The 19,265-nt window shown below is 37.4% G+C and carries 16 protein-coding genes and 1 riboswitch; of the genes, 6 read left to right on the forward strand and 10 right to left on the reverse strand.

Going from position 1 to position 19,265, the window contains the following annotated elements; all coding sequences use genetic code 11:
- Nucleotides 1–74: 74 nt before the first annotated feature.
- From H5S10_RS01990 to H5S10_RS02000, 3 genes are all read right to left on the reverse strand, one after another.
- A complete protein-coding gene (locus H5S10_RS01990) occupies nucleotides 75–569 on the reverse strand; it encodes a helix-turn-helix domain-containing protein (protein ID WP_182588555.1) in 495 nt (164 codons plus the stop codon).
- Between the two features lie 103 nt (nucleotides 570–672).
- Nucleotides 673–1,311, reverse strand: a complete 639-nt coding sequence (locus tag H5S10_RS01995; RefSeq protein ID WP_182588556.1) for an NAD(P)H-hydrate epimerase — start codon at nucleotides 1,309–1,311, stop codon at nucleotides 673–675.
- 199 nt (nucleotides 1,312–1,510) lie between these two features.
- Nucleotides 1,511–2,896, reverse strand: a complete 1,386-nt coding sequence (locus H5S10_RS02000) for a L,D-transpeptidase family protein (RefSeq protein WP_182588557.1) — start codon at nucleotides 2,894–2,896, stop codon at nucleotides 1,511–1,513.
- 520 nt (nucleotides 2,897–3,416) lie between these two features.
- On the opposite strand from H5S10_RS02000, the gene H5S10_RS02005 reads away from it, so the two are divergent.
- Entirely contained in the window at nucleotides 3,417–4,073 is a 657-nt protein-coding gene (locus H5S10_RS02005; protein WP_182587214.1) for a L,D-transpeptidase, read from the forward strand.
- A 198-nt stretch (nucleotides 4,074–4,271) separates the two neighbouring features.
- Here H5S10_RS02005 and H5S10_RS02010 read toward each other — a convergent pair whose 3' ends face one another.
- Entirely contained in the window at nucleotides 4,272–4,853 is a 582-nt protein-coding gene (locus H5S10_RS02010; protein WP_182587213.1) for a hypothetical protein, read from the reverse strand.
- A 70-nt stretch (nucleotides 4,854–4,923) separates the two neighbouring features.
- Here H5S10_RS02010 and H5S10_RS02015 point away from each other — a divergent pair, with 70 nt between their 5' ends.
- Together H5S10_RS02015 and H5S10_RS02020 are read left to right on the forward strand one after the other, a co-directional pair.
- Nucleotides 4,924–6,135 carry a D-alanyl-D-alanine carboxypeptidase family protein gene (locus tag H5S10_RS02015; protein WP_182588558.1) on the forward strand — a complete coding sequence of 404 codons (1,212 nt, stop codon included), beginning with the start codon at nucleotides 4,924–4,926 and terminating at the stop codon, nucleotides 6,133–6,135.
- Between the two features lie 67 nt (nucleotides 6,136–6,202).
- Nucleotides 6,203–7,057: an alpha/beta hydrolase gene (locus H5S10_RS02020; RefSeq protein WP_134907654.1), complete on the forward strand. Its 855-nt coding sequence runs from the start codon at nucleotides 6,203–6,205 to the stop codon at nucleotides 7,055–7,057.
- Nucleotides 7,058–7,099: 42 nt separating this feature from the next.
- Here the strand turns inward: H5S10_RS02020 and H5S10_RS02025 are convergent, their stop codons facing one another.
- From H5S10_RS02025 to H5S10_RS02035, 3 genes are all read right to left on the reverse strand, one after another.
- Entirely contained in the window at nucleotides 7,100–8,221 is a 1,122-nt protein-coding gene (locus H5S10_RS02025; protein ID WP_182588559.1) for a glycerol dehydrogenase, read from the reverse strand.
- A gap of 157 nt (nucleotides 8,222–8,378) precedes the next feature.
- Nucleotides 8,379–10,508 (reverse strand): LTA synthase family protein, encoded by a 2,130-nt coding sequence (locus H5S10_RS02030; protein ID WP_182588560.1) that lies wholly within the window; start codon nucleotides 10,506–10,508, stop codon nucleotides 8,379–8,381.
- Nucleotides 10,509–10,633: 125 nt separating this feature from the next.
- Nucleotides 10,634–10,897: a hypothetical protein gene (locus H5S10_RS02035; RefSeq protein WP_134907863.1), complete on the reverse strand. Its 264-nt coding sequence runs from the start codon at nucleotides 10,895–10,897 to the stop codon at nucleotides 10,634–10,636.
- A gap of 131 nt (nucleotides 10,898–11,028) precedes the next feature.
- Between H5S10_RS02035 and H5S10_RS02040 the strand changes: the two genes are divergently transcribed.
- Nucleotides 11,029–11,682, forward strand: a complete 654-nt coding sequence (locus H5S10_RS02040; protein ID WP_182588561.1) for a histidine phosphatase family protein — start codon at nucleotides 11,029–11,031, stop codon at nucleotides 11,680–11,682.
- Nucleotides 11,683–11,851: 169 nt separating this feature from the next.
- Nucleotides 11,852–13,405, forward strand: a complete 1,554-nt coding sequence (locus H5S10_RS02045; protein ID WP_182588562.1) for a YfcC family protein — start codon at nucleotides 11,852–11,854, stop codon at nucleotides 13,403–13,405.
- Between the two features lie 42 nt (nucleotides 13,406–13,447).
- Here the strand turns inward: H5S10_RS02045 and nhaC are convergent, their stop codons facing one another.
- Entirely contained in the window at nucleotides 13,448–14,857 is a 1,410-nt protein-coding gene (gene nhaC / locus H5S10_RS02050) for a Na+/H+ antiporter NhaC (protein WP_182588563.1), read from the reverse strand.
- Between the two features lie 311 nt (nucleotides 14,858–15,168).
- Nucleotides 15,169–16,497, reverse strand: coding sequence for a nucleobase:cation symporter-2 family protein (locus H5S10_RS02055; protein ID WP_182587206.1), 1,329 nt, complete (start codon nucleotides 16,495–16,497; stop codon nucleotides 15,169–15,171).
- Nucleotides 16,498–16,601: 104 nt separating this feature from the next.
- Nucleotides 16,602–16,700, reverse strand: a riboswitch (purine riboswitch).
- A 164-nt stretch (nucleotides 16,701–16,864) separates the two neighbouring features.
- Here H5S10_RS02055 and H5S10_RS02060 point away from each other — a divergent pair.
- Nucleotides 16,865–18,298 carry a C69 family dipeptidase gene (locus tag H5S10_RS02060; protein ID WP_182588564.1) on the forward strand — a complete coding sequence of 478 codons (1,434 nt, stop codon included), beginning with the start codon at nucleotides 16,865–16,867 and terminating at the stop codon, nucleotides 18,296–18,298.
- Between the two features lie 41 nt (nucleotides 18,299–18,339).
- On the opposite strand, the gene H5S10_RS02065 is transcribed toward H5S10_RS02060, so the two are convergent.
- Complete coding sequence (locus tag H5S10_RS02065; RefSeq protein WP_003665048.1) at nucleotides 18,340–19,257, reverse strand: magnesium transporter CorA family protein; 918 nt, start codon at nucleotides 19,255–19,257, stop codon at nucleotides 18,340–18,342.
- Between the last annotated feature and the right edge of the window lie 8 nt (nucleotides 19,258–19,265).

Raw genomic sequence — 19,265 nt, forward strand, 5'->3', positions numbered from 1 at the left:
CCGCTAAAAAAAGCAGCGACTAAGAGATTATAGCAAAATTCTCTTAGTCGCTGCTTTTTTGGTCGAATCTCGTTTTAATGGCAAATATTGCCAAGGGCGTTGTAATTTACATCGCGGTTCGCATAATCCTCTGTTAGCTTGTTTACGAGCCGGTCTAATTCTCGTTGTTCATTTTCACTCAATGTGTGGTAAGCAGCTTCAGCAATCTTGTCACGACGCTTTAGCAAATTATCAGCAACTTCGATACCTTCAGTGTTAAGCCGAATTTTATAGTCTTCCTCATTAATTGGGGTGGTAGTTGCCAAATTGTTTGTTACTAATGCCTTAGTAGCATCTTCGAGGTCACTTGGCCGGTAATCGAAGTCGTAAATTAGTTGTTTGCTAGTTAAACCGTCATTATGTTTACGTAGAATCCGGAGAAGGCGGTGAAAATTATGACGATCAGGAAAACCAGGTAAGCAATAATCACCATGGCGTTCTTCTTCAATGTGTACTTGGCACTTTAACATTGATTGGTATTTTTCAAAGTTCTTTACATCTATAAATAATTTGGTTGTTAACTCTGACATATTATTTACCTCCAAATTAGTTCACTAAAACGTTCATCACTGATTATAATAATATTAATATTCGGCGATTAATAGTAAAACGGCTTGGTAAATAATATTCCAATCAGTCTACTGCATAAGTTCCCATATCATTAGCAACGACAACATTTCCTGCATAATCTTTTCCACCATTTTTGGTTAAGCCGACCTTATTATAGGCAAAAGTTACAGTTGTAGTAGCTTTGACAGCAGTTCCCATTACTTCTCCAGTATCAGTATTAACTCCTGATGGCATATCTACTGCAACGACAACCGCATCAGTGTTATTGATCGCATTAATCGCGTCGGCATAAGCTCCTTTTACCGCGCGATCGATTCCGATTCCAAACATGGCATCGACAATTAATGTTGCCTTATTAAGGACAGCGAGATCAGAAGTTTCAGGAATTTGATAATAGTGCGCGATCTTTTCTTGTATTTGGTGTTCAGCAGATGCATGTTTAGGATTACCTACATTGAGAATTGTTACATGGACACCGGCAATATGAAGCAAACGTGCAATAGCTATTCCATCTCCGCCATTATTTCCACTACCAGCAACTACTACTACATCTTTTAGCGCGATTGGAAAAGCATGTAAAATTTCATCGCGAACGGCTAATGTGGCTCGTTCCATTAATACAAGGGAAGGGATACCGATTGTATTAATGGTGTAAGAATCGTAATGTCGCATTTCTTCTGCAGTAACAATTTTATCAGTCATAATCTAAGCCTCCTAAGATTAAGATACATTTTTACTGTACCACTATTTTAGAATTATGAGGTGCAAAGGGAAATTTTTTACGTATATATTAATTAAGAGAATAAAAATAAGCTAGCTTGCAAGTTTTTCACCACAGTCCGGTTAGGCGTTCTTTTAAAATAATAAAGAGGATGGGGTGGTTCCCAACCTCCTTAGAGTATTAATAAATAATAACTGGTTCATTTTGCGTTAAATCATGGAAGGCTTGTCCAGCCACGCTTGGTTGCATATTAATACAGCCATGCGAACCATCGCTTAGGTAAGCAGTCTTGGACCAATTGTGACGCCAACTTGCATCGTGGAAGCCACATCCCGTTAAAGTAAACGGCGACCAATAATTAACTTTACTTGCATAACTTGATCCATCATCGTTTTGTCCACGGAGAACGGAAGGACTTTGTTGGTACATGATATACCAGACTCCCTTGGGCGTTTTGTTGCCTTCGTTATTAGTCCCACTAACGATATCCGTTTCAAGGACACATTTACCATCTTTGTAGAAATAAGCTCGTTGGTCAGCTAATGAAACCTCAGCATAAGTATCTCCAATACCATTATTGGATGTAACATTGTAGCCGAGCCCAGCAGTGTTATAGCCTTTACCTTCAATATCGTGCTTCCCATCAACTTCTTGACGACCATCGATAATTGCTTTAGTTAACGAATTGCCAGCTTTTTTCTCGCTAATTTTCCAACCATAGGACCCATTAGCTGTAGTGGTAATTTCTGCTCCAGAATGAGTCCTAAATTTAAATGGTTTATCAAGTGTTGCATGTTTTTCATTGATTTCCTTTACTTGTTTGTTTAAGGCTGCAGTGTCGAAATGATACTTGCCATTTTGATAAGTTGCCCGGGTAATAATTTGACTGGTAGTAAGGTCATACTTTTCGCTTTGAACAAGGTAAGTAACTTTCTTCCCTTTTAACTTATTTAATTGTTTCTCCTCGTTCTTGACGGTTTTGCTATTTGCAGCAATCGGCTGCTCCTTATGTAAGGTAATGTTAATTTTAGTACTTCCGGCTTGATTATTTAGTTGATTAACAGCATTTTGTAAATCATATTTATTACCCTTAACCGCTGGAACTACAGTAACTTTCTCATTTTGGTAGACAGCATAGGCATCAACGGGAGCTTTACGGCCTGTGTTGAGTTGCTGTACCTTGTTAGTTAATTTGTTTTTAGCAATATTAAGCGAATCTTGATCAAAGTTATCCGGCTTTATTGATAAATTTGTTGCTTTACGTGATGGGAAAAATGTAAACTGCTTTTTCAGTGCTTGATTAAATTTTTGTTCATCATTATTGTTAAAGTTAGCCTTCATTGATTTAGTTTGGTAAACTAGCTTATTGTCAACATATACTTTGGTTGCTCCTGAGGTCCCCTTTACCTTATCAAAAGCTTGCTTGGCTGTTAGTCCCCCAACGGCAATATTATTGATGGTTACGTTTTTGTTGAAATGATTTTTCTGGTGAACAGTCATCCCCGCAATCATTATAATTAATAATGCTCCTATTCCTGCTATCCAGTATTTAATGTTTGAATGCATTGTACCTTCCTCAAATCGAAAATAAATAATTACGTTCCTATCTTAGCACGGAAAATTGATAACTCAATAAAGAATTTTTTGTAAAGTTACCGGGTTCTTAAATAGCGATCAATACCATCTAAAAGAAACTTAAAAAACAAACAAATATTTAATAGTAGAAATACTTTGAAGAAGATCCGCCAATTAATTATTTTTAATGAAAAGTGAAAAAGATCATAAATAATAACTAAAAGAATAAAAAGGAGGTTGGCACGTAAAATATCCTTTGACCATTTATGATTGATGGTATACGACCAAATATTTGATATGAATGAAAAAAATGATGTCATAATATAATCCTCACGATTGTTTACGCAAGATTTGCATAAATGATAGCAACAATAAAGAAAAAGATAGCAGTTAAGTATGAAACTTTAAGATTATCTCGCATTTTGTACACCTTTTTTAAAGTATATTGAATAAAAAATTCCCTATAATTATAATAGTGATGTTTTGAATTATCTGTAAAGGAGAAATTAATTTGAACTTACGAGTAAAGCATTGGATTTATGGAATATTTTGCTTATTAGTAGCAATAATTGCAGTTGGTCCAGAATTACATGCTGCTTCAAATGCACATCCCAAAAAAGCAGTAGTTGAATCGCAAGTAAAAGAAAAACCAACACAAGAAAAGAATGTCAACAGTAGTGAAAGTCATATGCGAACCCCCATTGATTGGCATAAGTCTTCAGAAACAATTCCATACCCAGATCTAAGTAAAGTGAAGGATTTTTGGATTAAAGTTGACTTAAAAAATAATCGGACATATTTGTATGATGGTTCAAAAATCATTTATACAATGTATAGCACAGGCGGAATTTACAAAAAGGATCCTAAAACAGGTAAGATGAAAAGTGTGACTCCGACAGGAACATTTTATGCTCAACAAGAGCGAGGAGATAGCTTCTTTAATCAATCATTAAAAGAAGGAGCTAATTACTATGTTTCCTGGAAAAATCATGGAGAATACTTATTCCATAGTGTTCCGACTAAAGCGGACGGAAAATATAATGAACAAGAAGCAGCTAAACTTGGAAAGACACAAGGATCACACGGGTGTATTCGACTTTCAGTACCAGACGCTCAATGGATGGAAAAGAATTTGCCAGTCGGTACTAAGATTGAGGTTGTCGGCTAATTTTGTAGCGCTAAAATTTTAAAGATGATCAAGAGCAGATCGATTATTAGAAAGAAAAAAATTATTTGCGTGATTGAAATTTTGATTAATGGGATGAAGTATGTAAGAAGATTATAAAAGATAATTATTATTAGTGAAATAAGATTACTTCCAAATAAGTGATTAAAGAAACGTCCATATTTTAATCGTGAAATCATTTTAATAGTCCTCCTTAACTATTAAAGGTGTGTTTTCAGGCAAAGTTTGAAGCCATTTAGCATCGGGGGTTGATACTTGAATTGTGTTTTCAATTTTGGGTACTTTTCGTAAATTGCGTGAGACCTGATGATTATTCATATCTGTGACAGGAGTTTCGATGTAGTTCCCATTAGTAATTCCTAACCAATTCTTAGCGATGGCTTGTTGGGAACCATTAATATGATAAATTTGCTGTCCCCGAGCGTGAAGTAGGCGAAAAGCCTTTTTTTGCGCTGGTAAATTAATCTGTGCATGGATAATGTAAATAACTTGTCGCTTATTTGAGTTGATAACTAGAATTCTTTTTGCTTGTTTGATGGCGATCAATTCAATGGGAGCATTATCAAGCTTGGGATATGCCCAATTTTCAGAGGATCGGTGAATATTAGGGGCACGAAGGCGATTTTGGTTAAGAATTTGACTTGTTTTGCTAGCTTGAGGAATAAATCTAGTAGCATTATATGTGTAAAGGTTAAAAATTAGAACAAAAATAAGGAATAGGCCAGTTGAGATGAAAAGCAGAGATTTAAGTTCTTTATTCATAATGAATTCCTTTATTATTTATTATTAAGTTTATCTTACCGTACTTGGAGAAAATAGGAGAATAGATTTTATGAAAAAATTGACAGTTTTTATTTTATCTCTATTCATGATGCTAATGGGGGGGAGTCAATCAGTATTAGCAAATAGTCGAATTGATGCTTCTGCAGCGATCATGGCTGATGCTTCAACAGGGCAAATTATCTATAAGCAAAATGTAGATAAGGCTCTGCCAGTGGCCTCAATTACAAAATTATTAACTATTTTGGTAATAGAAGATGAAATCCAACAGAAGCAGCTTTCGTGGGATACTCAAGTAAAAATAACTCCTGAAATTGCGGCTATTTCTAATGATGCTGCTTATTCTTCAATCGGCCTAAAATCTGGTCAATCTTATTCAGTTCGGACATTAATCAATGCAGCCCTTGTAAAGTCAGCTGATGGAGCTACCGTGGCACTTGCGACCGCTACCGGGGATGGAACCGATGAATTTAATCTTAAAATGATGCAAAAAGCCAAAAAAATTGGAATGACTAAGACCAACATTGTTAATTCAGTTGGATTAGATAATGGAGATATGAAAAGTTTTAAGTTAGCTGACCTTCCTAATAATGCTGCTAATACAATGAGTGCACGTGATGTTGCCATTTTATCGCAATACTTTGTGACACATTATCCTGAACTTTTGCAAATTACAGCACAAAAAGAAGTAAAATTTCAAATAGCGAAAGATCAAGTTAAGACTGAAAAAAATCTTAATAAGATGTTACCGGGAGAGCAGTACGCTGTAAAAGGAGTAACGATTGATGGACTGAAGACGGGAACTTCTGACAGTGCAGGAGCTTGTTTTGCAAGTACAGGTAAGTATCAGGGGCATCGCATTATTACTGTTATCTTACATTCAAAAGGGAGCAATAAAGATAATCGATTTAAGGCTACTCAGAATTTATATAAGATCCTTAAGACAGAGGATCATTTACAAAAAATAAAAGTTCCATCATCAGTAACAACGCGTAAAGTAGCTAATAGTGTTGAAAAAACAATGAAACTCACGCCACAACATGTAACCATTTGGAGTCCGTACGATACAAAAACTAACTATACACTTGGAACACAATATAAAAAGAAAAAACTAGAAGCACCTATTTGGAAAGGTGAACGTGTGGGCAGTTTAAGAATAACTAGTGATCAGCTGGAAACGCTTAATGGTGAGCCTCTAACTTATTCCCTATATAGTGCTAATGATGTTCGACGCGGCAACTTTTGGCAACGTCTCCTGCATTAAAATAAGTTTTGGCTGCATTATTGTTCTTAGGCTTATAATCTAAGTAAACAAAAAAGCGGGTGAAATTATGAAAAAAAGCCATATTGGGATTGGTGTAGTGATAGTAATTGTTATTCTGGCAATAGTTGGTGGTGCAGTTTGGCGTCAGCAAAAACATAGCAAATATGTGCAATCAACAACGCCAACGCTATTTTTCCATGGTGGAGGCAGTAGTTATCATGCAGAAGAACACATGGTAAATGCGGCTAAAAAAGCCGGGGTAACGAGTACAGTTCTGCGAGCTGACGTTGCTAATAACGGGAAAGTTACCCTTCATGGTTCAATGCATAAAGGGGCTATCAATCCAATTGTTGAGGTAAATTATGATAACAATAGACAGTTGAATTTTAATAAGCATGGCGAATATGCGACAAATGTTGTAAAGGCATTACAGAAACGCTATCGCATAACTAAGATTAATATGGTTGGTCATTCCCTGGGAAATATTTCGATTATTTACTATATGTTGCAAAACGGTAAGAATCAGAATATGCCTCAATTGCAAAAACAGGTTGATATTGCAGGTCATTTTGCTGGATTAAATTTTAAACAAGTACCTGCTGCTATCCAGCAACCAGTTGGAATGAAATTAAATAAAGACGGCAAGCCAAATGAAATGAACGCTACATATCGTCAAATGACAGAAGTACGGCAAACCTATCCTAAAGGTCAAGTAGCAGTTCTTAATATTATCGGTGATATTGGTAATCATACAGATGGAACTGTTGATAATGCATCGTCATTATCACTCAAGTACCTAGTAGCTGCTCGGGCAAAGTCGTACCGTGTCCTAAAAATAACAGGAAAAGATGCTCAACATTCGAAACTTCATAATAATGCTCAAGTTGATAAGGCATTAATTAATTTCTTATGGGGTAAATAACAAAAAAATCAGACGTAGAAAAATTCTGCGTCTGATTTTTTATTACATCTGGCTATGATGACAATGGTGACTATTTAAATATTGTTTAGTATATGCATCAACTGCTCGTAATGCTTGCGCAACGTCATCTGGAGTTACCTTAAATGGCAAACGATCCATGGTATCTTGTTCTGAACAGGCGGCTTTTCCAGCACTGAGCAATTCTTCATCAGTAACATTTTCTAAATGTAGATCAGCAAGAGTGGTTGGGAGGCCTAAAGAAAGAATAAATTGGAAGTATTTGTTATAACGTTCTTTATCAGCACCTTCGAGCATTAATTGGGTAAGTGTTCCGTATGCAACTTTCTCACCGTGTGTTAAATCATGTGTTTCTTCTAAAATTGTTAAGCCATCATGAATAGCATGAGCACCGGATAAACCGCCACTTTCAAAACCAAGACCACTCATCAGGGTATTAGCCTCAACAATATTAGAAAATGCTGGCGTAACGACATGTGCTCCCGCATCTGCTACAGCTAGGTGCGAGTAATTAAATAATGTCTCTTCACATTTCTGGGCGATTGCATTTCCAACAAGGGTTTGTTTTGCACCAAGCATTGTATCACTATGAGCTTGAGCAACTGCTTGTGCCTCAACATTGGTAGCTAAAGCATCAGCAATTCCAGAAATAAGCATCCGAACGGGACCATTAGCGATAACTTGAGTATCAACTAAAACCAGATTAGGGTTTTGGTTGTAGAAACGATAATGATCGAAGCCACCGTCATCAGTGTAGATTACTGAAAGACGAGAACAAGGTGCATCGTTTGAAGCCAATGTTGGCATAATTACAACTGGTAAGTTAAGGTTATCGGCAATCGCTTTGGCAGTATCAACTGTTTTACCACCACCAAGACCATAAACGACAGTGACATTATTTTCTTTACCAATTTCTGTGACTCGATTTACTTCGTTAGTGGATGATTCACCATTAAATTGAACACGGGTAACATCATAACCGCTTTCTTGAAGATATTGTTCAAACCGCTTACCTACAATTTTATAGACTGTTTCGCCAGCCAATAGTAACGGCTTTGTGCCAAAGTTTTTAAGATACTTATCACTTTCAAAAAGGACACCTTTACCTTGAATATACGACGATGGTGAGCCAAATTCTTCAACCATAAAAATCCCTCCATTATTCTTTGTGTATAAGTTAACAATATCACTTTTGCTACTGGAGGAAAAGTTTAGTTGATTGAAATTAGCTTAAACTTAAAAAACAGAGCCTAGACAAAACAAAATGTTTTGCTAGGCTCTATTATGCTATGTTGTACCCGTGCTACTTATTATTCGCATCTGGATTAGTAATCTTAATCCGATTAGAGTCAGTTGAAGAGTGGTTTTGTTCAGGGGCGTCAGTGCTGTAGTCATCGACAGTTGAACGGTCACCGTTTTCTGAGTAAATACTCGTTGATTTAATTCCCTTCTTCTTTTCGATTCGCTGTGCTCGTTTTAGACCATTTGAATAATTGTAATCAGCTGGGTTAACGTTTTTAAACCCTTTTGGATGGTAGAACCGCAAGAGATTCTTTTCGTTTAACGAATCAGAAAGAGTCAATTCCTCATTTACAAACTCTTGATCTTTCTTTAACTTCTCTTGTTGCTTCTTGGTAAGTTTAGCTTCTTTACCAGTCTTATTATTGTAAATTGTTCCGCCCACACTAGTATAAGTTGGGGTAACAAAATCTCGATTACGGAAGGCAACTACTTGATTATGCTTGCTAGAGAAGAGATCAGTTCCAAACTGAATGTAGCGTTTACTGCTAATTCCTAACAAGTGAAGGAGGGTTGGAAGAACATCCACTTCTCCACCATAGGTATGGTAAACCTTTCCGTGACCCGTACCAGGGATGACAAACATTAGTGGTACACGTTGAAGTTGAGCATTATCAAAGTCTGTCCAATCATCTGCACTCTTTCCAAGAACACTTGCTAAGGAAGTATTCTCGCTGTTTGAAATCCCATAATGATCACCATAAATCATAATAATTGATTTCTTATCAAGTCCAGTCTTTTGGAGATAATTAAAGAATTCTTGGATTGATTGATCAAGATAATGGGCTGTTACAAAGTAATTATCAACGTTACTATCCCCAGTATTAGTTGTTTGGAAGTTAGGATCCTTATCTTCGTCATCAAGCGTGTAAGGGAAGTGGTTAGTAACAGTGATATATTTAGCATAGAATGGCTGCTGTAAACTTTGGAGATACTTGATCGAGTTTTTGAATAATAACTTATCTTTAAGGCCATATCCGGTAGCCTTATCTCCAGAAGTATCATAATAACTAGCATCAAAGAAATATTGATAACCTAAATTTTTGTATACATTATTGCGGTTCCAGAAACTAGCAACATTTCCATGGAAGACTGCGCTCGTATAACCGGCGCGTTGATTAAGAATAGCTGGAGCGCCTTGGAAGGTATTATCACTTCCCAACGTGGCAAATAAAGATCCTTGTGGCAAGCCAAATGTACTAGTCTCTAAGAGGTTTTCTGCATCACTAGTTTTACCTTGACCGACTTGATGGAAGAAATTATCAAACGAGTAGGTATCTTTGCCGTTATAAAGCGAGTTAAGGAATGGGGTAACTTCTTGACCGTTGATCTTCTTATTAATCAAAAATTGTTGGAAACTTTCAAGGTGGATGATAATCACGTTACGACCCTTGGCAATTCCATACATTTGGGGATTAGCCGGAGCGTAGTGCTTATCGGTGAATTTTTTAACTTTTAGCAGTTCAGGTTTAGTAGCACTTTGTCGCATATTATTGATATGTTGCGATTTTACTAAATCATAACCAGTAAAAGTATCAATACCAAGATATTTTACAATGTAAGAACGATCAAATGTCCGTCCAAGCAATTGAGGGCGGCTCATTTCCGCAAAAGACAAATTAACCCCAAATAAGACAAGACCAACGGAACTAAATGCGAATGCTAATCGTGTTCCAATTGCTCGTGGATCAAATTTGATGACTTTACAGAGCATTAAAATAAGAATTACGACGATATCTAACCAGTAAAAGATGTCATGAAAGTTAGTGAGGGCAAGTGAACTACCACTTAAACCTTGATTAACTTTTGAATAACCAGTCATCGTAGCAATTGTCATAAAATCGGTAAATTCACGATAATAGATGACGTTTAAATAGAGTAATAATGTGTTTGCAATGTCTAACCCCATAATAACTGGGTAGAAGAACCGCGAACGTTTAAAGTAGAATGCTAAACTATAAATAAAAAAAGTGGTCGCTAACGGGTTAAAAATTAAAATAAGGTATTGAAAAATTCCCGTAACACCAAGCTTAAAGTCAGTAAAGTAAGCAAACAGGGTCTTTAACCAAAAAAGGATAACTAGGAGGGTGAAAAAACCAATCCTAGTATCCACAAATTTGCTTAATTTTTTCATTAGGAATGTTCCTCGCAATCAATATGGTTTGTTCTATATTATCGAAGTACAATTTCGACAAATCAAGAATTATTTTATCATAGATTACTACAAAACATCCTTTTTATGGAAATCATTGAAGAAACTTAATTCTTTGCTGGGACCAAGGCAGGAACAGAAAGCCAGTCATAACTAAATAACTTTTTAAGTTTTTTATTTACTGGAATCCATATTCCTGCTTTCAAGATATCAACCAATGATGCCCGTAAGGTTTTATCTTCCCGATATTGTTTAGTTAATGGAATCTTGAGTAAGTGGCCTTCTTCAGTAATTACGGTAACATTTTTCGGAGTGACATTAATAATCTTAGCAGCGACAATATTTGGTTGACTAGTATCTTTAAGTTTCATAATAATTCCTTCCTTCTATATTTTTTAGTCTACGTGGAGGATATGAAGAATCTGTGTTTAAAGCTCAAAGTTAATCCTTAAATAGTTTTAAGAGTTTGTAAGCGGTACAATAAGATTATGGAGGGATTGTTATGACTAAATTGAATATTTATCTTGTTCGCCATGGACAGACTTTTTTTAATATTTACAATAAATTGCAAGGGTGGAGTAACTCCCCACTAACTATGAAAGGCAAAGAAGATGCAAAGGTAGCTGGCGAGAAATTGCAAAACATTCACTTTGATGGGGCCTTTTGTAGTGACCTTTCCCGAGCCATGGAAACAGCACAAGTAATTTTAAACCTTAATAACGCTAATTCTGTTGCTCATCCAGTCACCGCTCCTTATTTTCGAGAAGAGTTTTATGGATCATATGAAGGAACGAATATGGATCTTGCCTGGTACAACGCGGGTGCTCCTCATGGCTTTAAGAACTTCCGGGAAATTGTGACAGCATATTCCATCGGTCAAGCCAAAGACTGGTTAAAGGATGCTGATCCATTTCATGATGCCGAAAATAATGAAGAGTACTGGCAACGAATGGACAAAGGGATTGAATTAATTCGTAACGCTGATTTACCCGACGACGCCAATGTTTTATGGGTAAGTCATGGAAATACTGTTTTAAGCTTAGTCGAACGTTTTGGTCATGGAAAGTATGACGTGACAGAGCGCCCGGCAAATGGAAGTCTGACGCGCGCAACGCTGACTGATAATGATATGGAAATTATTGAATATAATAAGTAGCCTAAGTAATAAAAGTGAAAATGTTAAAAAGTAGGTAAATCTAATGGGTTTAACCTGCTTTTTAAATAATAAATATGCATTTGTTGAATTAATCTGACTTATTATGAAGTTTGTTGAAAACGCTTGCTAAAATTGAGGAGGAGGGAGAAAGAAGACTTAAGGAGTGAGGATGATGGGAGAAGCAACAGCAGGGAAAAAGCATCGGTTTAAATTAAAAATGCCAGGTGCATTTACAATTTTATTCTTTCTGACAGTGATCGCAGTAATGCTTACTTGGATTGTTCCAGCGGGAAGTTATTCTAAGCTAGCATATGTTAATAATCATCTCCAAGTAACGCAACCAACTGGAGAAAAAATTAGTTATCCTGCGACACAGGCAACATTAGATAAATTGCACATTCAAATTGATGTCGACCAGTTTAAATCAGGAGCAATTAATAAGCCAATTTCAGTACCAGGAACTTATAAACGGCTTGAACAGCATCCTGCTTCGATCAGCGATATTTTCTCTAGTATGGTTGATGGTACAATTGAATCAGTTGATATTATGATTTTTATCTTAGTTTTAGGTGGTTTGATTGGTGTTGTTAAAGCAAGTGGAGCTTTTGAATCTGGACTAGCAGCATTATCTACCAAGACTAAGGGGAAAGAATTTATTTTGGTGTTCCTCGTGACAGTTTTACTGGCACTTGGTGGAACGCTATGTGGGATTGAAGAAGAAGCGGTTGCCTTCTACCCAATCTTAGCCCCGGTTTTTATTGCGATGGGGTATGATTCAATTGTTTGTGTTGGGGCCATTTTCTTGGCAAGTTCGCTCGGAACAACCTTTTCAGTCATCAATCCGTTTTCAGTTGTTATTGCGTCAAATGCTGCTGGGACAACTTTTACGCAAGGAATGGCAGGACGAATTTTTGGCTTGGTAATTGCAGTTACTTGTTTATTATTTTATCTGCATTGGTATGCACGCAAAGTACAACAGAACCCACAGTTTTCCTATTCGTATGATGATCGGGATAAATTTGATCAAATGTGGGGAATGGCTACTAGCGAAGAAAAAGATCAGCGGTTTACATTAAAAAAGAAAATTATTTTAATTTTATTTGCTTGCGCCTTCCCAATTATGATTTGGGGAGTAATGGCCAAAGGATGGGCCTTCCCTAACATGGCATCTGCTTTCTTAACAATTGCTATTATTATTATGTTTTTAACTTGTTTTGGGCACCAAGATGGTTTGGGAGAATATAAGACCACAACAGCTTTTTCTGATGGAGCAGCTAGTTTAGTCGGTGTATCATTAATTATTGGTTTGGCACGAGGAATTAATAAAGTGCTTAATGATGGCTATATTTCTGATACAATTCTCTATGCTTCTTCAAAAATGGTTGCACATATGAACGGATCGTTTTTCATTATTGTGATGATGCTGGTATTCTTTGTCTTAGGTTTTATTGTTCCATCATCATCTGGTTTAGCAGTGCTAGCAATGCCAATTTTAGCGCCGCTAGCTGATACGGTTCATATTCCACGGTATACAGTTGTTACTGCATATCAATTTGGTCAATATGCAATGTTATTCTTAGCACCGACTGGATTAGTTATGGCAACTTTGCAAATGCTCAATATGCGATATTCACATTGGTTGCGTTTTGTGTGGCCGGTAGTTGTCTTTGTATTAATCTTTGGTGGTGGGTTATTGGTAACAGAAGTATTAATTGCAGGATAATAAAAAAGTCTGGGTAAGAGAAATTCTCAAACCCAGACTTTTTTAAGCTTCCTTTATTTGCTTTTCATTCGTAGTATTGCGTTGCTTTCCTTTTTGCCACTTCAAACCAATTCCAGTAACTCCACTTAAAATTGAGAAAACTGGTGAAAACAGACTAAAGAAAGCAAATGGTAGGAAGTGAAGGACTGGTACACCAAGGGTTGAGGCGGCGAATGATCCAGCAACACCCCATGGGATTAAGTAGTTAATAACACTTCCGCCATCTTCAAGGACACGACTAAGAGCTAATGGTGAAAGACCCATTTTATCAAACGCACCCTTAAATGCCTTACCGGGAAGAATAACGGATAGGTATTGCTCCCCAACAAAAAGATTGATTCCAATACCCGAAAGAATTGTAACAGTAATAAGGCTGCCAGGCTTATGAAGGTGGTCAACAAGCGGCTTCATTGCTGACTGAACAATGTTAAACTTCATCAAAATTCCCCCAAGCGAAAGGGTAACAATGATCAAGGAAACTGTTCCCATCATACTACTGATCCCGCCACGGGTAAGCAGCGTATTAACAGTTGCATCGCTAGTGTGAGAAACGAAACCATCACTAACTAATTTGGCGAGGGATTGAAGAGAGGTTCCTGGCTTTTGGAAGAAGATCATGACTACTGTAACGATGATATTGATAAATAAGGTTGGAATAGCAGGAATGTGGCGCCATGCACAGATAAACATTAAGGCGATTGGTAATAGGGCCCACCATGAAATTATAAATTGTTGATTAAGGATAGCCATTGTGTGGGCGATCTTGCCAGCACTCATATGGGAACCGGAATTACCAAAGAACCAGAATAGAATTAGCGAAACGATAAAAGAAGGAATCGTTGACCACATCATATTCTTGATATGGGCGAAAAGGTCACTACCTGCGATTGCAGAGGCAAGATTAGTTGAATCAGAGAGTGGCGACATTTTATCACCAAAAACGGCTCCCGAAATAATCGCACCCGCTACTAGCGCAGGATTAGCATTAAGCGCAACCCCCATTCCAAATAAGGCAATTCCGATTGTCGAAATAGTTGTAAAACCACTACCGATGGAGAGACCGACTAAAGAACAGACAATGAATGTTGATGGAACAAAAAATTGACTGCTAATTAGTTTAAATCCCACAATCATAATTGTAGGAATAACTCCAGCTTGAATCCAAACGGCAATTAACGCACCAATAAGGATAAAGATAAAGATGGGGATGATTGCGGTCCCAATTCCTTCTTGAATCCCCTTATGAATCTCATCCCAACTAGCACCACGAAACCTAACCCAAAAAATAAGTAAAGCGATGACAAAAAGGACAGGGATCTGTGGTGACAAACCAAACTTAATCACGGCAGTTCCTAAAATTATTAGCATAATAAGTAAGAGGATTGCAGCCTCTTTGAAACGAATACTCTTCATCGTTGTTCCTCCTTAGAAAAGAAATAAAAAAGTCCCGTTGATAAAAGTATCAACGGGACGATTATTTTAATCGCGGTACCACCCACCTACGCATCTTGATTTTATGCGCACTCATATCAGGTGGTAACGGCACTGAATATGGCCGGACAATTCAGATCTCGTGATAATTCGAAACACTCCGCCTGACCGGTTCGCACCTAACCACCGGCTCTCTTACGCCCAACGAAGGTTCTACTGAAACGATAATTGTTGAAATTATAATATCGTGCTGAGATTTGAATGTCAACAACTAAATTAAAAAAGAATGAGAATTAATTATTATTAGCCCACCGGTGATTAAATAACAGATTAAGAAGAACGGCTGAAAGACTGGTGACGACAATTCCGTTACCCAGGATGATTTGAAATTCAGTTGGCATATGCTGGAACAGTTGCGGATACATGGTAATCCCTAATCCTAGTCCAATTGATACAGATGCAGTAAGAAGGTTGGCATTGTTAGAGAAATCAACTTTATGGAGAATTTGAACTCCTTGAACACCGACCATTCCAAACATCACAATCATTGCACCCCCAAGGACAGGTTCTGGAATAACCGTTGCGAGGGCGCCGACTTTAGGTAAAAGACCAAGTAATAAGAGTAAAAAGGCGGCATAGTAAACGGGTTGGCGACTTTTTACTCCGGACATTTTAAGAACACCCACATTTTCAGAGAAAGTAGAATAAGGGAAGGTATTAAAAAGTCCGCCTAAAATTGCAGCAATCCCTTCAGCACGGTATCCACGTTCTAAGTCGTTAGTTGTTAATTGCCGGCCAGTAATGTCACTAAGGGCAAAGAACACTCCGGTTGACTCGATCATTGTCGTGAGCGAAACAAGAATCATTGTGATCATGGCACTCATATCAAAACGTGGAACGCCAAAGAAGAATAATTGTGGAGCGTGGAACCAAGCAGCTTCACTAACCGGTTTAAGAGAGACAAAGCCTAATGCGCCTGCAATGAAAGAAGAAATTAAAATTCCTAATAAAATGGCGATTGATTTCATAAAGCCACGAGCAAAGGCATTGAATAATAGAATGATAGCAATTGTTAGAAAGCCGATAAGGAGGTTAGCGGGATCACCAAATGAAGCAGCAGTTGGTGTACCTCCTCCTAAGTCTTGGAAACCTACTGGAACAAGGGTAAATCCAATAATAGTTATTAAAGATCCAGTAACGACCGGCGGAAAAAACTTTTTTAAGCGGGCAAAAAAGCCAGCAATTAGGAAAACAAAGATCCCGGCTGCAATAATGGCCCCATACATATAAGTGATTCCTAGTTTTCCACCAATTGTTTCGAGAGGGGTAACAGCTTGAACTGCACAACCGAGGACAACTGGCAAGCCGATTCCAGTTAATGGTGTTCGCTTTAATTGTAAGAGTGTTGCAACACCACACATGAAAATATCGATCGAGACCAGGTAAGTCATTTGAAATGTGGAGAAGTGTAAGTAATGTCCAATTAATAACGGAACAAGAACGTCTCCAGAATACATTGCAAGTAAGTGCTGGAAACCAAGGACAAAATTTTGCCATTGACGAGTGAAATCGATTTTAGTGTGACGACTAGGTGCTTGAATAGATGAAACAGGTTCTTTCAAAATATACCTCCCCAAAAATTAACACGCCTAAATAAAAATAAGAGACTGAAAAATTCAGCCTCTCTACCGATTTTTAAAAGCTTTAAGTTAAAAACGGACAGTGTCAGTTTTTAAGAAGTGCTTATAGTCTAAAGTTTACGGCTTTAGGTAGAGACTAACCGACCATATTTCGGTATTATATAGGCTATTTATTTGATGTAGTTATCCTAGCACTAATACCGAATATTTTCAATGCCTTGTTCGGTATTAATGATATTTTAGATTAATTTGTGTGACTAACGTTCAGTTTTTTTCTTATGATCTAGTTAATTCCAGATAGTGGTATTATTAGAAAGTACAGTAACTACTGTGGAAGGAAGCGTATAGTATGCAAAAGCTAATGAGTAGTTGTACGGCAATGCTTGTTGGAAAGAATGCTACGATTGATGGTTCAACAATTATTGCACGTGATGAGGATGCTGAAGATGGAGTCAATCCCAAGACTTTCAAAGTATTTCCTGCCAAGGATTACACCGGTGAACATTATGTTTCAAAATATAATGGGTTAACTGTTGAGATGAAGGGACAAGGATGCCGTTATACGGCAACTCCCAATGGCGTGCCTGATGAAGGACGTTGGGATGAACAAGGCATTAATGAATATAACGTTGCAATGAGTGCGACAGAAACCGAGATGACAAATGCTCGGGTTCTTGGTCATGATCCGTTAGTAGAAAACGGAATTAATGAAGATTCAATGGTTTATCTTGTCCTACCATTTATTAAGTCTGCCCGTGAAGGTGTTCAACGGCTTGGATCATTAATTGAAAAGTACGGTACTGGTGAAAGCAATGGGATTGCCTTTAGCGATAAGGATGAAGTTTGGTACTTTGAGACCGGTGGAGGTCATCAATGGGTTGCCCAGCGGATTCCTGATGATGCTTATGCAATTGCACCGAACATTATGTGTATCGAAGAGGTCGACTTTAACGATCACGATAGCTTCATGTATGCGCCGCAAATTAAAGATTTTGTTGAAAAATATCATTTAAATCCTGATCCACAAACGTTTAATTTCCGGAATATTTTTGGCACACAGGATGAGGCAGATGCCTACTACAACACCCCTCGTTCTTGGTATGGTCAAAAACTCTTTACTCCATCATTAAAACAGGAGCCAACGAGCCAAAACATTCCATTTATTCAACATGCAGAAAAGAAAATTGCGGTTGAGGATGTAGAGGACTTCCTCTCATCGCATTATAATGGTACCCCTTATGACCCAATGGGAACTTATGCATCTGGAACACCGGAGGAACAGCGAAAATTCCGTTCAATTGCTCTTGATCGAAATCAAAGCTCATGTATTTTGCAAATTCGAAATGATGTACCAGCGCAATATGCTGCTATTCAATGGATTAATTTTGGCTTTTATTGCTATAGTCCTTACGTTCCGTTCTTTACAAATATTAGTGATACTCCGGCAAAATATAAGTATGCAACTGATGATGCCCAGCCGGATAAGAGTGCTTATTGGCTAAATAAACTGTTAGAAGTTATTGTAGAACCACGATATCATGAATTTATCAATGAAGTAAATGATTTCCGTGATCGGTGTCAAAGCTATGGCGTAGGACGAGTAGATACAATTACAAGAACAGCCCAGATTCAAAATTCAGCTAATTTAATTAACTACCTAACTGAACAAAATATGAAAACCGCTAATCATATTCTGAATGAAACCCATAAATTGATTAACCAGCTTTTGCATGAAGCGTTGTTAAATTCTAAGTTCCAATTTGAACGGGGCGATAACTTATAAAAAATCGGAAGCTTGAGAAAAAAGTTCTCAGCTTCCGATTTTTATTTCCACCAATGACGATTAATAAGAAAGATGACACATGCCAACATTAAGACAATAGTAATGAAGATTGTAAAAACCCATGAATAGGTTCCGTTCGCAAGGGGTAATTTGACGTTTTCACCATAAAAACCAGATACAATTGTTGGAATTGAGAGAACAATTGAATAAATGGTTAGATATTTCATCGTTTGATTTAGGTCACTGTCAAGAACCTTACTATAGGCATTTGAGACACGGGCAGAAACATCTGAAGTCATCTGTGCCATCTCTAGACCTTGCTGGGCTTCGACAATTACATCATCGAGATCATTATATTGTTTAGTAGTAATGTGATTGCCAAAGCGGCGTTTAAATTCTTCAAGTAGAGATACATTCCCCTTGAGCGAGGTAAGAATGTAAACTAACCCAGTTTCAATCTCCATAAATTGGGTAATCGCTTGGCGTCCCGTTCGCCGTTGAAGATTTTGTTGAATTTCTTGTCGCTGCTGGTCTGCACGACGAAGGGGGCCAAAATAGTCAGTTGAAAGTCGATAAAGAACTGGGAAGACTAAGTTTAATTTGTCGTCATTTTCACCATGCTTCTTTAATAACTGTAGCTGATTGGCAATGATTCCATTTACAAAGTTCGTTTTTGCATTTGTAAAAGTAATAATATTATTAGCGGTTAGCATGATGCCAATTGGTGCAGTCTGTGGAGCTGTCACAGCATGAGTTGGCACATAGACATCGAAAATTAATAATGTGACTCCTGCATCTGGGTCAATTTCAACCCGGGCTTTTTCGTAGGGGTCAATTGCGTAATCAAGTAATTCTTGAGTAACCTCATATTTTTCAATTAAATCTAAACGTTCATGGGGGAGAGGTTCGAATATACTTATCCATTTACTATGATCATTAATTTGTTCTGTTGTTAACATCAGTACCC

Origin of the sequence: Limosilactobacillus balticus (assembly GCF_014145615.1) — a bacterium.
Lineage (GTDB): Bacteria > Bacillota > Bacilli > Lactobacillales > Lactobacillaceae > Limosilactobacillus > Limosilactobacillus balticus.